Origin of the sequence: uncultured Anaerovibrio sp. (genome assembly GCF_947302755.1) — a bacterium.
Classification (GTDB): Bacteria; Bacillota; Negativicutes; order Selenomonadales; family Selenomonadaceae; genus Anaerovibrio.
In genome coordinates, this window is record NZ_CAMYWM010000013.1 from 20,090 (window position 1) to 34,653 (window position 14,564).

The following is a 14,564-nucleotide window of genomic DNA, read 5'->3' on the forward strand; positions in this document are numbered from 1 at the left end:
TTACTCTCCGTTAATCTATAAACAACCAATCTATTTCTTGTTTGATATTTCATCCATCATGGCTCTGGAAATAATTTTAAAGGACTCCTCCGCCAGCTCATATAGGCGTTCGTTCCTTTCCAGGAGATACAAATAGCCCAATAAGGCCTCAAAGCCGGTACTGGAATGGTATTGAGCCACGCTGGCACTTCGTGGGGCGTGGCTCTTGGCATTACGCCCCCGCTTATATACAGCCTTTTCCTCTTCGGTAAGCATATGCTCAATACCGCGATAGGCCCTGTCCTGCCACACTGCCGACACTATCTGGGCACTGAATTGGTGCAGCACCTGAACCTTGCTTTGCTCATAGGAAAGAATTCTTCCCCGCACAAACAGATGAAAATAGGCATCCCCTATATAAGCCAGCACCAATGGATGGAGACTCTTTGGATCCACTGACTCGTACCGTTGAAGAATCCCTCCTGCACCATCCTCCACAAACATCATATCAACAAGCTTTTGTAAATGCTCAAATGTCATAGGCTACGCTTTCTTCCACTTGGTTCCGGAGGCAGAATCCTCCAAAATAATCCCCTCTGCCTTTAAGCTGTCCCGAATTTCATCGGCTCTGGCCCAATTCTTGTTTTTCTTTGCCTCAGCCCGTTCAGCAATCAAGGCCTCAATTTTCTCCGGGGAAATTCCCTCTCCATCAGCGGCAGCCGGCATTTCCAGGGAGCCTTCAAAGATACCTATAACCTCCGCCATTTCCTTGTAGGCCTCCATCAGCTTCCCAAAATGCACCTTATCAAAAGCCGTTCCCTTATTAATTACATTATTGGCATAGGTATTGATTTCCTTGGAAAGGGTAAACATATAGCCAATGGCCAGTGCCGTATTAAAATCATCATCCATGGCTTCATAAAAATAATCCATCGACTTGGCGGCAATTTCCTCCAGCTGGGTATCCTTTTCTGTATTGCCCGGACGCTCCAATACCTCGTTGCCCAGGTCAAAGGCCTTCTTCAGGCGCAACAGGCCTGCCTGGGCCTCCTTAATCCGTTCCTCACTGAAATCCAACGGACTTCTGTAGTGGGTACGCAGAATAAAGAAGCGTACCACCTCCCCCGGATACTGCTTCAAAATATCCGGCACAGTAATGAAGTTATTCAAGGACTTACTCATTTTTTCATTGTCAATGGTAATGAAGCCATTATGGAGCCAATATTGGGCAAAGCTGTTGTAATCCCCGCAGCAGCACTGGGACTGGGCAATTTCATTTTCATGATGTGGGAAAATCAGGTCACTGCCGCCCCCATGAAAATCAAAGGTCTCACCCAAATACTTCAGGGACATGGTGGAGCATTCAATATGCCAGCCCGGACGTCCCTTTCCCCAAGGGCTATCCCAATATGGTTCCCCCGGCTTGGCGGATTTCCACAGGGCAAAGTCCATTGGATTTTCCTTGCGGGTATCCACCTCCACCCGGGCACCTGCCTGCATATCCTCCAGCTTACGGCCGGACAGCTTGCCATATTCAGGGAATTTTTCCACGCTGAAATAAACATCCCCATCTACCACATAACCAAAGCCATTATCAATAATCCGCTGAACCATATTAATAATATCCGGTATATGCTCTGTAACCTTCGGATAAAGGTCAGCCCTTTGAACATTAAGGGCATCTATAGACTGAAAATAGCCTTCAATATAACGCTCCGTTATCGTCTCCCAGGAAACGCCCTCACTGTTGGCCGCCTTAATAATCTTATCATCCATATCCGTAAAATTCTGAATATGCTTAACCTCAAAGCCGCGGTTTTTCAGATAGCGCTTAATTACATCCCAGGTAACAAAGGGACGGGCATTGCCGATATGGGGATAATTATACGGGGTGACACCACAAACATACATTCCCACCTTGCCGGGCTCCTGTGGCACAAATTCTTCTTTTTTCCTTGTCAGGGTATTATAAACCTTCAACATAATTATTTTATGCTCCTTTTTATGATACTAACGAGTGCTTCACCGGAAAAACCGTATGAGATATATCATATCATCAGCCCTCAATTCCTGCAACTGCATAGCTGGAAATCCCCTGGCCGTTACCGGTAAACCCTAAATGCTCCTCCGTGGTGGCCTTCACATTTATCCGGTCCACCTCAACCCTTAAGGCCCTGGCAATATTTTCCCGCATCTGGGGGATATGGGGCAGCATCTTGGGACGCTGGGCAACGATGGTGGCATCCACATTGCCCACCGTATAGCCCTTTTCCGACAGGAGGTTTCCCACATGCTCCAGCAATATCATACTGGATATTCCCTTGTAGCGGTCATCCGTATCGGGAAAATGCTTGCCAATATCCCCTAGGGCCGCTGCCCCCAGCAGGGCATCGGCAATGGCGTGAAGCAGCACATCCGCATCTGAATGGCCCAGCAGCCCCTTTTCAAAGGGAATATCCACACCGCCAATAATCAGCCTTCTGTCCTCAGCCAACTGATGAACATCATAGCCCATACCAAATCTTGTCATATTGTGTTCTCCTTTTGCCAACAATCATATATCAACCTATTTATTTCAGCCATAGCCTGACTGTTCTGCTCAATGAGCGGGCTATTCCCCTGGTTTTGTATAAAGGCTTCACCTATAAGGATATCCTCAGGGGTTGTAATTTTTATATTTCTGTAGTCGCTCTCCACTATATGTACCCGGTGCCCTGTACGCTCCACCAGACTGGCATCATCAGTGCCAAGGAACCCGTCCCTTTGGGCCATGTCATTGGCTTCAAGCAATATCTGCCGGCTAAAGCCCTGGGGCGTTTGTATCTCCCACAGGGAGGAACGGGCCGGGGTATCTACCACTACCCCCTCATCGTCACATACCTTTATGGTATTCTTGGCTGCCACGGCGGCAATGGCTCCACCATACTGCTTAGCCGCCCTGATTACAGCTGTTATTGTCCCTTCACTTACAAAGGGCCGGGCCGCATCATGGACCAGAATAATATCATCGGCCCTGCCATCAATGCTGTTTATGCCATTTAGTACGGAATACTGGCGTTCACTGCCACCGGCCACCACCTTGTAGGGCTTCAGCCCGGTAAGCCTGCCCAATATGGAGGTGACAAACTCCACCTCGCCAGCAGCCACCACCACCACCAGCTGGTCAACACCTTCACAGCCGGAATACTGCAGCAGGGTTCTCAGGAGAATTGGGACCCCTCCCAAGGACATAAAAATCTTATTCATGCCGGCCTGCATTCTGCTTCCCTTCCCTGCAGCAGGAAAAATCACTGTAACCATCGGATCTCCCCCAAAACATCAACAATATCAGAAAAGGGCTCCCCGGGGAGCCCCAAACATTAACCTCCAAAGGCCAGTCTATACTACCGGCTTGGCAAAAATCATCCGGCCGGCCGCTGTCTGCAGAGCGGAGGTAACCTCCACCGTTATACTTGCATTAATAAAGCGACGGCCATTCTCCACCACAATCATTGTGCCATCCTCCAGATATGCCACTCCCTGGCCCTGCTCCTTGCCTTCCCTGACGATCTGTACCTGCATACTCTCACCGGGAATGGCCACAGGCTTGATGGCATTGGCCAATTCATTGATATTGAGTACCGGAACACCCCGCAACTCAGCCACCTTATTGAGATTGTAATCGTTGGTAATAATCTTCCCGCCAGTGAGCTGTCCCAGCTGAACCAGCTTGGAATCCACCTCGGAGATATCATCAAAATCGTGATTTACAATCTCCACCTGGGAGCCAAATTCATTTTGCAGCTGCTGCAGAATATCCAGTCCACGCCTTCCACGAACCCGCTTCAGGGAATCAGACATATCAGCAATATGCTGTAATTCCTCCAAAACAAACACCGGTATCAGCAGCTTTCCATCAATAAAGCCTGTACGGCAAATATCGGCTATACGTCCATCAATAATTACACTGGTATCAAGCAGCTTGCAGGGTGTATTCGAGGAAGCAAGCTCTTTGATGTGGTCAATATCTGCGCCACCACCCTTTTTCTTGGGTTTGGAGGACTCCACATGCTGACTTGATTCCCGAAATAACCGTGGCAGCATGCCAATAAGATCACCCAATTCCTTCTGCTTGCGAATAACAATATGAATACCCAGATAGCCAAATACAATACTAAATATCACGGGAATATAATCTCCCACAACCGGGATTTTGGAAAAAGCTACACCTAATAAATTAGCAATTATAAGTCCTATTGCCAGGCCAATCAAGCCAGCTATAACATCATGCAGCGGCATTTTGTTCAACTGCCCCTCAACCCAGACTGAAAATCTCTTAAGCTTGGAAGCAAAAAAGGGTGATGTGGCATAACCAAGGGCAGCACCTGCTGAAATGCCCAATACCAAAAAAATCAAATGGGCGGCCGTCAGCTTAAACAAGCCCAGCTCGCTGTTCAAAACCTCGGTACTTATAAGCTCCGTCAAAAACGGGCTGGCAATGTGCATTGCAATGCCGCCAATTATGGCCAGCAGTGCCACAACAAATACTCTTAAAACCTTCTCCAGCATATATATCACCTCCCTTCCCGGCATGGAGACTTATTCAGGTGGAAGCTTAAGCTCCATATGGATTTTGTGTACCTTTGCCCATTAACATGGGCTAAAATGAAAAGTGGCTGCTATACCATGACCAAACAGCTATGGCAGTGCAGCCTAAACCCATTCCATTGCAATATCAAAATCACTCATCTCGGGCCAACATCTTCTGAAGCCAGGCCTCAGTTGTTTCCATGGTGCCATCCAAAACGTATACCATTTCCGTCAAAAAAATCTGCTTCGCCGTATCCAGCAGGCGACGTTCACCGCTGGATATTTTCTTAATTCTGTCCTGCAGAACAAGATTTCTGAGGACAGCGGCTACCTCTAAAACATCACCAGTCTTCAGGCGGTTTAGGTTTGCATGAAACCGTTTATTCCAGCTTCCAACCACCTTTACAGGATCCCCCCGCAGTACGTCTTCAATCTGACCGATCATACTGGTTGGACTGACCTCGCGCAATCCCACCTTGTCAATATTATCAGCAGGAAACATAATTTTCATTCCGCCCACAGGCATTTGAAGGACATAATAGGATTTCAACTGTCCCTGCCCCATAACATCATACTCTTCAATGCCAGTGATTTCCCCAGCACCATGCATTGGGTATACTACCCGGTCACCAATCTGCAGCAAACATTCACCCCCTATTGACACCTCTATTAGTAAAATTATATCAAAAAAATTCCTTTTAAAAAAGCGATATTTTATCATATAAAAAAATTAATGTCAAGAATAGGAGAGCATATTGGTTTTATCTTGGCATGGCACTTGATAACGCTTCAGTTATATTGGACACACCATAAAGGGTCATATCCATAAATTTTTTATCCGCCATAAGCTGGTCATAGTTTTTCTGGGGAAGCACAATACTTTTAAAGCCCAGGCGCTTTGCCTCCCTGACCCGATTTTCGGCCTGACTGACCGCCCTGATCTCCCCGGACAGACCCACCTCGCCGAAGGCCACCGTGGCCGGACGCAGAGGACGACTGGCAAAGCTTGACGCCATGGCCACACATATGCCCAAATCCGCCGCCGGCTCATCAATGCGGATTCCCCCGGCAGCCTTTACAAACACATCACAGCCTCCCATAGCCAGATGAACCTTCTTTTCCAGAACGGCCAGCAACAGCTGCAGCCGCTTTAAATCCACCGAATCAGAAATACGCTTGGGCGGCACATAAGGCGTTTGGGCCACCAGGGCCTGAATTTCCACCAGCAGCGGCCTTGTACCCTCCACCGTAGGCACTATTACACTGCCATTATCATCCTGCCGCTCGGATAAAAACAGCTTGGAGGCATCGGATACATCCACCAGCCCCACATCACGCATCTCAAAGACACCGATTTCATTGGTGCTGCCAAACCGGTTTTTTATGGCCCGCAGCATCCGATACTCAGCATTGTTGCCGCCTTCAAAATACAGCACCGTATCCACAATATGCTCCAGGACCCGCGGCCCCGCCAGAGTGCCATCCTTGGTCACATGGCCTACTATAAAGGCCGCTATTCCATTGGTCTTGGCCACCCGCAAAATTTCCACGGCGCACTCCCGTACCTGGCTTACGCTGCCTGGTGCACTTTGAATGTCAGGACGGAATATTGTCTGTATGGAATCAATAACCAGCACCTCAGGCTTAAGCTCCAAAATATGCTTTTCTATAGTCTCCAGATTGGTTTCACTGACCACCATCAGCGACTCTGAAACCGCATCTATACGATCAGCCCGCATTCTGACCTGCTGAACGCTTTCCTCGCCGGTCACATACAGCACCCTGCGGCCGGCCCGGGCCTCATTGGCACATACCCTAAGGGTAAGGCTGGATTTACCAATTCCCGGGTCCCCCACAATAAGTACCATAGAGCCTGGTATCAAGCCACCTCCCAGTACCCTGTCCAGCTCCGCTGAGCCGGTGGTAATACGGGGCATTTTTTCCAGCACCACATCACTTATGGGACAAGGCTTGCTCTCATTGGACAGGCCCAAATTCAAGCCGCGCTGCTTTGAATTGTCCGGTTTTACAACCTCCTCCACCAAGGTATTCCATTGACCGCAGCCAGGACATTTCCCCAGCCACTTTGGTGTATCATAGCCACATTTCTGGCAGACGAACATCGTTTTTGACTTTGCCATTACTCCTGCTTCCCCTTCATGGTAAACAGCCTAACTGTCAGCTTCATGATAGACCGGCAAAGCCATACCACAGCAATGCTGAAGCTAAGCAAAAAATTAGCTATACCTTTCCACACGCCCCTGTCAGCCGGGGCCAATTTATTCCTTCCCATGAGATTAACGGGAAAATTCTGCCAAGGTAACAAACAGCGTCTTCAGCATGTTAACCCTGTCCTTGGGCTCCATTCCGTTATAGGCACAGCTGGCAGCCTGAATAACCAGGGCACCCTCCCGGGAGCTAATCATCTTATGCTGAACAAGATAACGTATCATACCCTTGATTTCCACAAATTCTGTATCAGCCCCAATCTTGCTGATCATATCTTCATATATAATGTTTTGCAACGGAACCCGGACGATACGAATAAATCCCCCCAGGCCGCGCCGCGATTCCACGGCAAAGCCCTTGTCATGGGTAAACCGGGTATTCAGAACGTAGCTTATTTGGGAGGGGGCACAGGATATTTCATCGGCTATATCAGTACGCCTAAGCTCCACCTGACCATTCTGCTGCTCTGCCAAACGGCGCAGTATATAGTCCTCAATTAAATCAGCAATATTACTCATACTATCACCTTCTTATAAAATGATAACTTATTCAGATGGAGGTTTAGCTTCACCTGAATTTAGGTAACAAATTGACTATTTGACTTTATTATACCCCAAATGGTGATAAAAAAAAAGATGCCGCATATGCGACATCCCCGTACAAGCATCAATATATCAATGTGGATTGTTCAGCTGGCCCTTGGCTTCCTGAACAGCCTGCAATGCACTGCCCACAGTTTCCAATACATGATCAAAAATCTGATTGGCATAATCATCAGCACTGGTTCTAAGCTGGGAGGCATACTGCTCCGTCTCGGTCTTCATCTGCTGGGCAGCAGCCATGGTCTGGTCCATAATAGCCTTTTCCTGCTCCCGGGCCCTGGCAACGATTTCATTCTCCTCAACAGCCTTATCGGCATAGGCCTTGGCCCGCTCCATAGTTTGCTCTGCTTCGCGATTGGCCGTATCCACCAGACGTTCAGCCTCATTTTTGGCCGTATCCACCAGGCGTTCAGCTTCACTCTTCGCACCATCCACCAGCCGGTCAGCCTCCATCTGGGCCGCGTTAATAATCTCGTCACGACGGCTGACAATATCACCTGCCTCCTGAATCTGATGAGGAAGCTCGCTCCTCAGCACATCCATCAGGCGGAACAATTCACCATCATCAATCATAACCTTATCCAAGAAGGGAACGCGATTGGAGGCAGCAACCAAATTCTCAATTTCTTCTAAAATCTTATCTATTTCCATTTCCATGAGGCAAATCCCACTTTCTATTTTTAAATTCACCTTACAATATTACCATTAATTATCAAATTGTTCAATAGCTACCAGCACGGATTCTGGCACTAATGCACTAATATTTCCCCCAAAACGGTAAATTTCCCGAATTACCGAGGAGCTTACAAAGGATACCTCCGGCCGTGTCAGCAGGAAAAAGGTATCCAGCTCCGGATGGGAATTCTTTATAATCTGGGCCTGACTCTGCTCATATTCGTAATCCGTAACGGAACGAAGGCCACGCACAATAACGGAAATATTATTTTTCAGCATATAATCGGCCAATAACCCGTCAAAGGACACCACCTCCACATTATCCATGTCGGCAACAGCCTCCTTCAGGGTTTTTATGCGGACCTCCACCGGCAAAAAGGGATGCTTTCTGATATTGTTGAACACCCCCACCACCAGTCTGTCAAAATGCTTGGCCGCCCGCCGTATAATGTCAAGATGTCCATTTGATACAGGGTCAAAGCTTCCCGGAAAAATAGCTGAACTCATTTTCTCATCTCCATATCATCCTTCTCCAATTCCAGCTGTTCAATACTGGTCCTGTACTCAAAAATATAAATCTGGGTTGTTTTACCATATTGCTGATTTCTCAGGAGCCTCATATGAACCAGCTCCGGTATATTATTTTCATCGCCGCCCATTTCCACTATAACCAGAGCTTCATCAGCCAGGATATCACTGGAATCCAGCCAGGAAAGGGCTTTTTCCCACAGGCCGATGTGATAGGGGGGATCGCAAAACACCAGGTCAAACCTTCGCCCCTGGGCGGAAAGCCGTCCCATGATGGAAAAAACATCTCCCCTGAAAATTTCCGTTTTATCAGCCAAATGAGTATGCTCAGCATTATATTTTAATATATCAGCCGTAGCCTTGTCCACCAGGCAGGCATGGTCTGCCCCCCGGCTGAGGGCTTCCAGCCCCAATCCGCCTGTACCGGCAAATATATCAAGTATCCGTTTCCCAACTACCTCCCTGCCCAGTATGCTGAACAGGGATTCCTTTACCCTATCGGAGGTAGGCCGGGTATTCATCCCCTTGGGGGTCTTTAAATTGCACCCCCTGGCTGAACCTGTAATTATACGCATAGCTAAACCTCATTGTACTATTTTTGCTTCTTAATTCTAACACATACTGCCTGAAAAAACCGCCAAAAATTTTTTTGGAATTTTCAGATTATTTCCATAGTCTTCCATGCTTTTTCCATTTTTCTTTAGTATTATATGACCATAGCAAATCGCTATACAACCCATTTTTTTCATATTCCATCCCTCGAAAAGGAAGCCATTGCCCGTGGCTTCTTTTTCTTTTGCCTTTTACAGGCTATAATATATCCATGAAAAAATATATTCCTATTTTATTAATTATAATTTGCATACTGATAAGCTTCGTAATTCATGTGGGTTCCCAAAGCCAGGGAAAGGAAATCACCCAGGTGCCTGAATTGAAGAAAAAAATCCTGCTTATTCCCCTGGACAGCCGCCCACCCTGCAAAAAGCTTGTGGCAGACAATGGCCGCACCGCCGGTATTGATATACTGGTACCGCCAGGTGAAATCATGGACTTCTATACCCTGCCCGGTGAAACGGCCAGGCTGAAGGAATGGCTTGCCAGGGAAATACCTAAATGTGATGATGCCATTATATCCATTGACCAGCTTCTGTATGGGGGGCTGATTGCCTCCAGAAACAAGGCCATAAGCGATGATGACATCATTGCCGTAGGGGAATTTCTAAAAAAACTCCACGCAGACAATCCAACCGTGAAGCTGCACGCCTTTGCCATACTGCCCCGCATGAATCCACCGGATTATGTGGAAAAATATCAGGACAGAAAAAGGCTGATGGAATGGTCACGCCTCATTCACAAATACGATGATAACCCATTGTCAGAAACGGCTAAAAAAATTCAGGAGCTGGAAAGCACCATACCGGCAGAACAAATAACCGGGTACAAGGAAATATACAACCGGAACCTGCGGCTGAATATTATGCTGGCCAGCCTGTTAAAGGATGGAATTCTCACAGACCTTACCTTTGGCCAGGATGATGGAGAAGCCTACAGCCTGCCGAACCTAAAATTAAAGGAATTCATGCAGTACACTGCCAAACACCACATGGCAAACGGCGCCATGTCAATTGTCCATGGTGCCGATGAAGTGGCTTTATCCATATTGAATAACATCGTTGCACAGGATAAGCATTTCAAGGTTTACGTTGATTACAGCAGTGAAGGGGCTGCGACCGCCATCATGCCCTATATGGCCATCAGCAACGACGAAACCGTCCGTGAAAGATTAGCCTTTCATCAGGATAATATTGTGGACAGGCCGGAAGAGGCCGACTATATTCTGTTTATCAGTGCCATTGAGGAGGAAACCGTAGGCTCACGGGCCTATAGTGCCGAAAAGATAAAAGGCTATCAGCAAATGGGCAAGGCCATTGCCCTGGTGGATCTGAGCAAAAATTTCTCCGCCGGAGAAACACTTCTTCCAATATTGATAAATGACCATTATCCCATAAATTCACTCATTGCCTACTCAGGCTGGAATACAGCCAGCAATTCCATTGGGACCGCCATAGCCCAGGCCGAAATATACCTCACTGCCCTAACAGCCGGCGACTGCAGTGATGCTGTGGTACTGAGCAATATCAATAACCTTAACAATCGCATATGCGAGGATTATTATTATCTAAAGGACGTAATTGATCTGGTAAATATCAGCTTGCGGAAAAAGGGCTTCACCAATGTTTACGACCTGGACCTGGAGCACAATTACAAATGGGCCGTTGATATAATGGAGGATACCATGAAGCAGCGCCTCATTCAATATAAAGCCTCACCGGCCTTTAAAAAGCCCTTCCTCGTGGGAAACACCCAATATAGGGTAACGGACTTAGATATAAACACCTTTTTCCCCTGGCCAAGGACCTTTGAAATTGACCTGACCACCAAGCCTCGCCTTGAAAAAAAATAGATTTTTCTTGACAAGCCCCTTTCTTTCACTTATACTAGTTATCGTTGTGAAACAACATAGGGGTATCGCCAAGCTGGTAAGGCACTGGATTCTGAATCCAGCATTCGTAGGTTCGAGTCCTGCTACCCCTGCCACTGAACTATAAAAGCGTTCTGCATTGCAGAACGCTTTTTCTTATGCTTAAAAATTCTTTGGTTGGACAAACAGAGCCTTAATGGTTATATTAACCTTTTTCACAGCCATTCCTGTAAGCCGCTCAACCTCCTTCTTTATCTCTGTCTGCATTTGCTGTACCAAGGTAGGAATATGCTTGCCGTAGGATATTATTACAGAGCAATCCAGCTCCACCCCCTGGGATTCATAGCCTACAGCTCCATCCCCACGGTACACATGGCGCACCTCCGCCTCGGCCACCTTGGTCACATAACCACTATCCTCTAAAATACGCCGCACTATAGCCTCAATACAGGAATCGTCGATAATAAGCTTGCCATAATAGCTGAAAACAGGCCGTACAATGGATTTTTCACCCAATAAATGCCGCTGACGCCGCTGCTGCTCACTGTTCCTTTTTACCATTGATTTCAGGGAATCCACCAAATAACCGGAAAAATGGGGCTTCAGCTCAATGGTTGGTACAGGAATTACATGCTTGCCCTGCTCCAGACGGTGCTTTCTGGCCTTATCCATTTCTCCCTGGGTGGCAATATCCTCAATATGCACAAACTTGGATATCTCCGGCAGATTAAGGGCCTTGGCTATTTTAATAACCATATTCTCCGATGTACCCAAAATCAGTATTCGTTTTGGCTGGGTATCCTCAATGGCCCGGCTGACCTCCTTGGCATGGCCCGGCAGCACAAAAATCGCCCTTTTTACTGCCAGCACCTTATTTTGCTCCTTCTTGGCAGATGAACCGGCAATGATTTTACCATCCTTAATGAAAAGTCCATCATCAATAATGGCATCAGCCTGATTGTTGTGCGCCACCAGCAATGCCCTATGACTTTTTCCCGTCCCGCTGGGACCGACAAATGCAATAACGTCCATATAATCACCCCTATATAAACGGAAACCACCCTTATTCCCCGAAATTACAGTCTCGGCTCGCGATAAATCTCAGCCGCATAGCTGTCATCAATAACGAATTCCCCTAAATTCTCGGGAATACGCCCTGAAATACCATGGAAATCTGATCCACCGGTAATCATAAGATTATATTTATTGGCCAAATCCATATAACGCTGGGTATCCTCCGGATTATGCTTCGGATAAATAGCCTCCACCCCTTCGATACCCTTTTTCATGAGCTTCTCCACCAGCTCATCATCATGAATCAGCTTCGGATGAGCCAGCACCGGAATACCGCCACTATGCTTGATTAGATCAATAATCTCCTCAGGCTCCAGCAAAAAATGGGATACATAGGCGGGGCATCCCTTGCCAAGCACCTTGTCAAAGCATTCCTTGACTGACCTGAAGACCCCCTTGCGCACCAGCACCTGGGCAATATGGGAACGGCTTATGGAGGTACTGTCGCCGGCAATTTCCAATACATCCGTCTCAGAAATATCATACTCCAATTCCTGCAGCTTTTGCACTATACTGGAGAACCGCAGCCAGCGGGCTTCCACCACATCGTTTAGCCTGTCGGCCAGTGTCTTGTCATAAATATCTATGTTATATCCCAAAATATGAATATCATGGATTTCATGATGGGCACTAAATTCTATCCCCGGTATTATTTTAATACCCTTGGCAGGGTACAGACCGGCCTCATAAAGATGGCGTATGCCATCCACCGTATCATGGTCCGTAATGGCAATATAATTAAGCCCTGCCGCCTTAGCCGCCTCAACCAGCTCCTCCGGGGCAAGCCGCCCATCGGAGCTGGTGGTATGCATATGTAAATCACTAGACATGAGTTTTCTCCCAACAACATACTTCAGCATAATATATTCGCAATAATATTGAAATATCCTGCTAAAAGCCTGTATAATTCCTATTCTTCCCTGATATGCAGCCTGTCAATCCTCACTGGCTTATTGGTAGCGTCATCAATTTCCACCACTACGGCTGAATACACCGCCGGGCCATCTGCCAAATCAAATCTGGCCGGCATACAGGAGGTAAACTTCTTGATGATAATATCTGATTTTACCCCCAATACGGAATTCCATGGTCCCACCATACCAAGATCAGTAATATAGGCTGTACCATTTGGCAAAATCCGTTCATCAGCCGTCTGAATGTGGGTATGGGTTCCTACCACTACCTGAACACGGCCATCTAAATAAAAGCCCATGGCCATCTTTTCCGAGGTGGTTTCGGCGTGAAAATCCAATATTTTAATATCCGCCTCCTGGCCGATTTCAGAAAGCACATCCTCTATTTTCTGGAAGGGACAGTCCATATCCGGCATAAAGGCCCGGCCGGACATATTAATAACCGCCACATTCTTGGCCTTAAAGGGATACAGGCACCAGCCCTTCCCCGGAGCCCCCTCAGGATAATTGGCCGGACGGACAAGATAAGGGGCTGTGTCTATAACCTCATATACCTCCCGCTTATCCCAAATATGATTGCCTGAAGTGACAATATCAGCCCCTCCTGCATAAAGCTCATCCAGAGCCTTGCGGCTTACGCCCTTGCCGGCAGCCGAATTTTCACCATTTACAATTACAATATCTATATTGTGTTTTTCGCGAAGCTCCCTGGTATACTTCCTAAAAGCCTTGCGGCCAGGACGTCCCACCACGTCACCAACAATTAAAATCTTCACAAACAATACCTCATTTATATTAAATCATTATCATAAACCATGACCCGGCCATCTTCACGGACCCCCACCATGGACTCAGGAATTTTATTTTCCTTCAGAAATCGGATACGGTGGTCTATCATCTCGGATTGCATATAAATCAATTCCTCATCAGGATTTTTTATATCATCCGTTATAATGATATCCCCCAGCTTTTCCTTTATCAGACTGACAATCAAGCCTACCTCACCACGGGACAGGCTGTCAATATCCCTGTAAATTTGCAGGGAAAGATTTTCATAGGTAAAGCCAAGCTTACCGCCACGGATATGCTCGATATTATGATACAGCATAAGGCTGTCCTGGAGAAGGCGTTCAGTCTCTTCAAATTTGTCCTGGGAGGGCGCCTCCCTGACGGAAATCTCCATACGCACTGCCTTATCCTTGGAATCAAGAATAATCTTGGAAAATTCAGGAAAGCAGATAAGAAGACCTGCCAAAAGCTGAACACTATCCATGCTTACTTCGCTTTCCGTACCACTATAATCCATATATCCAGCCTCCCCTTGCAACAGTATAAAAAACTCCAAAGAGCCGGCTGACGCCGGCTCAATTATTTCTACTTACAATACTCTTATATTATACCATAAATCCAAATTTATTTCCGCACCAAGAAACTGCCTCTACGGCTTTCTTACAAAAATATTATAACGCCATTGTTCAAATTTTTCTTCTTTAGAAGAAAAATCTTCCAATT

The 14,564-nt window shown here is 46.9% G+C and carries 17 protein-coding genes and 1 tRNA gene; 2 read left to right on the forward strand and 16 right to left on the reverse strand.

Annotated elements, in window-relative coordinates; genetic code table 11:
• Positions 1-30 precede the first annotated feature (30 nt).
• The 12 genes from Q0Y54_RS02655 to rsmD form a co-directional block, all read right to left on the reverse strand.
• Entirely contained in the window at positions 31-519 is a 489-nt protein-coding gene (locus Q0Y54_RS02655) for a Mini-ribonuclease 3 (protein ID WP_297964010.1), read from the reverse strand.
• Positions 520-522: 3 nt separating this feature from the next.
• Positions 523-1,962 carry a cysteine--tRNA ligase gene (cysS, locus tag Q0Y54_RS02660; protein ID WP_297964012.1) on the reverse strand — a complete coding sequence of 480 codons (1,440 nt, stop codon included), beginning with the start codon at positions 1,960-1,962 and terminating at the stop codon, positions 523-525.
• Positions 1,963-2,035: 73 nt separating this feature from the next.
• The gene (ispF, locus tag Q0Y54_RS02665) at positions 2,036-2,509 is read right to left on the reverse strand and encodes a 2-C-methyl-D-erythritol 2,4-cyclodiphosphate synthase (RefSeq protein WP_297964014.1); all 474 of its coding nucleotides are present in this window, start codon (positions 2,507-2,509) and stop codon (positions 2,036-2,038) included.
• Positions 2,506-3,279, reverse strand: a complete 774-nt coding sequence (gene ispD, locus Q0Y54_RS02670; protein WP_297964016.1) for a 2-C-methyl-D-erythritol 4-phosphate cytidylyltransferase — start codon at positions 3,277-3,279, stop codon at positions 2,506-2,508. Before ispD ends, ispF begins: the two co-directional genes overlap by 4 nt.
• A gap of 78 nt (positions 3,280-3,357) precedes the next feature.
• Positions 3,358-4,527 carry a PIN/TRAM domain-containing protein gene (locus tag Q0Y54_RS02675; RefSeq protein WP_297964018.1) on the reverse strand — a complete coding sequence of 390 codons (1,170 nt, stop codon included), beginning with the start codon at positions 4,525-4,527 and terminating at the stop codon, positions 3,358-3,360.
• A 172-nt stretch (positions 4,528-4,699) separates the two neighbouring features.
• Complete coding sequence (locus Q0Y54_RS02680) at positions 4,700-5,191, reverse strand: CarD family transcriptional regulator (protein WP_297964020.1); 492 nt, start codon at positions 5,189-5,191, stop codon at positions 4,700-4,702.
• A gap of 118 nt (positions 5,192-5,309) precedes the next feature.
• On the reverse strand, positions 5,310-6,689 hold the full coding sequence (gene radA / locus Q0Y54_RS02685) for a DNA repair protein RadA (RefSeq protein ID WP_297964022.1): 1,380 nt from the start codon (positions 6,687-6,689) through the stop codon (positions 5,310-5,312).
• Positions 6,689-6,841 carry a hypothetical protein gene (locus Q0Y54_RS02690; protein WP_297964024.1) on the reverse strand — a complete coding sequence of 51 codons (153 nt, stop codon included), beginning with the start codon at positions 6,839-6,841 and terminating at the stop codon, positions 6,689-6,691. The genes radA and Q0Y54_RS02690 overlap by 1 nt, the downstream gene beginning before the upstream one ends.
• Positions 6,842-6,845: 4 nt before the next feature.
• Positions 6,846-7,295 carry a CtsR family transcriptional regulator gene (locus tag Q0Y54_RS02695; protein WP_297964026.1) on the reverse strand — a complete coding sequence of 150 codons (450 nt, stop codon included), beginning with the start codon at positions 7,293-7,295 and terminating at the stop codon, positions 6,846-6,848.
• Positions 7,296-7,451: 156 nt separating this feature from the next.
• Positions 7,452-8,036 carry a hypothetical protein gene (locus tag Q0Y54_RS02700; protein WP_297964028.1) on the reverse strand — a complete coding sequence of 195 codons (585 nt, stop codon included), beginning with the start codon at positions 8,034-8,036 and terminating at the stop codon, positions 7,452-7,454.
• Between the two features lie 48 nt (positions 8,037-8,084).
• Positions 8,085-8,561: a pantetheine-phosphate adenylyltransferase gene (gene coaD, locus Q0Y54_RS02705; RefSeq protein WP_297964030.1), complete on the reverse strand. Its 477-nt coding sequence runs from the start codon at positions 8,559-8,561 to the stop codon at positions 8,085-8,087.
• On the reverse strand, positions 8,558-9,157 hold the full coding sequence (gene rsmD / locus Q0Y54_RS02710) for a 16S rRNA (guanine(966)-N(2))-methyltransferase RsmD (protein ID WP_297964032.1): 600 nt from the start codon (positions 9,155-9,157) through the stop codon (positions 8,558-8,560). Before rsmD ends, coaD begins: the two co-directional genes overlap by 4 nt.
• 356 nt (positions 9,158-9,513) lie before the next feature.
• Between rsmD and Q0Y54_RS02715 the strand changes: the two genes are divergently transcribed.
• Positions 9,514-11,046, forward strand: a complete 1,533-nt coding sequence (locus tag Q0Y54_RS02715; protein ID WP_297964034.1) for a DUF4127 family protein — start codon at positions 9,514-9,516, stop codon at positions 11,044-11,046.
• 58 nt (positions 11,047-11,104) lie between these two features.
• Positions 11,105-11,180: transfer RNA gene (locus Q0Y54_RS02720), tRNA-Gln, on the forward strand.
• A gap of 46 nt (positions 11,181-11,226) precedes the next feature.
• Here the strand turns inward: Q0Y54_RS02720 and Q0Y54_RS02725 are convergent.
• The 4 genes from Q0Y54_RS02725 to Q0Y54_RS02740 all read right to left on the reverse strand — a co-directional run bounded on the left by Q0Y54_RS02725 (position 11,227) and on the right by Q0Y54_RS02740 (position 14,358).
• Positions 11,227-12,096, reverse strand: coding sequence for an Asp23/Gls24 family envelope stress response protein (locus Q0Y54_RS02725; protein WP_297964036.1), 870 nt, complete (start codon positions 12,094-12,096; stop codon positions 11,227-11,229).
• A 44-nt stretch (positions 12,097-12,140) separates the two neighbouring features.
• On the reverse strand, positions 12,141-12,968 hold the full coding sequence (locus Q0Y54_RS02730) for a PHP domain-containing protein (protein ID WP_297964038.1): 828 nt from the start codon (positions 12,966-12,968) through the stop codon (positions 12,141-12,143).
• An 80-nt stretch (positions 12,969-13,048) separates the two neighbouring features.
• A complete protein-coding gene (locus Q0Y54_RS02735; RefSeq protein ID WP_297964040.1) occupies positions 13,049-13,828 on the reverse strand; it encodes a TIGR00282 family metallophosphoesterase in 780 nt (259 codons plus the stop codon).
• Between the two features lie 14 nt (positions 13,829-13,842).
• A complete protein-coding gene (locus Q0Y54_RS02740) occupies positions 13,843-14,358 on the reverse strand; it encodes a hypothetical protein (protein WP_297964042.1) in 516 nt (171 codons plus the stop codon).
• Between the last annotated feature and the right edge of the window lie 206 nt (positions 14,359-14,564).

Bases quoted from the DNA above. Each gene is read 5' to 3' on its own strand.
- Q0Y54_RS02740 (WP_297964042.1), bottom strand. From the start codon at position 14,358: ATGGATTATAGTGGTACGGAAAGCGAAGTAAGCATGGATAGTGTTCAG.
- ispF (WP_297964014.1), bottom strand. From the start codon at position 2,509: ATGACAAGATTTGGTATGGGCTATGATGTTCATCAGTTGGCTGAGGAC.
- Q0Y54_RS02725 (WP_297964036.1), bottom strand. From the start codon at position 12,096: ATGGACGTTATTGCATTTGTCGGTCCCAGCGGGACGGGAAAAAGTCAT.
- radA (WP_297964022.1), bottom strand. From the start codon at position 6,689: ATGGCAAAGTCAAAAACGATGTTCGTCTGCCAGAAATGTGGCTATGAT.
- Q0Y54_RS02700 (WP_297964028.1), bottom strand. From the start codon at position 8,036: ATGGAAATGGAAATAGATAAGATTTTAGAAGAAATTGAGAATTTGGTT.
- Q0Y54_RS02695 (WP_297964026.1), bottom strand. From the start codon at position 7,295: ATGAGTAATATTGCTGATTTAATTGAGGACTATATACTGCGCCGTTTG.
- Q0Y54_RS02690 (WP_297964024.1), bottom strand. From the start codon at position 6,841: ATGGGAAGGAATAAATTGGCCCCGGCTGACAGGGGCGTGTGGAAAGGT.
- Q0Y54_RS02675 (WP_297964018.1), bottom strand. From the start codon at position 4,527: ATGCTGGAGAAGGTTTTAAGAGTATTTGTTGTGGCACTGCTGGCCATA.
- rsmD (WP_297964032.1), bottom strand. From the start codon at position 9,157: ATGCGTATAATTACAGGTTCAGCCAGGGGGTGCAATTTAAAGACCCCC.
- ispD (WP_297964016.1), bottom strand. From the start codon at position 3,279: ATGGTTACAGTGATTTTTCCTGCTGCAGGGAAGGGAAGCAGAATGCAG.
- Q0Y54_RS02730 (WP_297964038.1), bottom strand. From the start codon at position 12,968: ATGTCTAGTGATTTACATATGCATACCACCAGCTCCGATGGGCGGCTT.
- coaD (WP_297964030.1), bottom strand. From the start codon at position 8,561: ATGAGTTCAGCTATTTTTCCGGGAAGCTTTGACCCTGTATCAAATGGA.
- cysS (WP_297964012.1), bottom strand. From the start codon at position 1,962: ATGTTGAAGGTTTATAATACCCTGACAAGGAAAAAAGAAGAATTTGTG.
- Q0Y54_RS02655 (WP_297964010.1), bottom strand. From the start codon at position 519: ATGACATTTGAGCATTTACAAAAGCTTGTTGATATGATGTTTGTGGAG.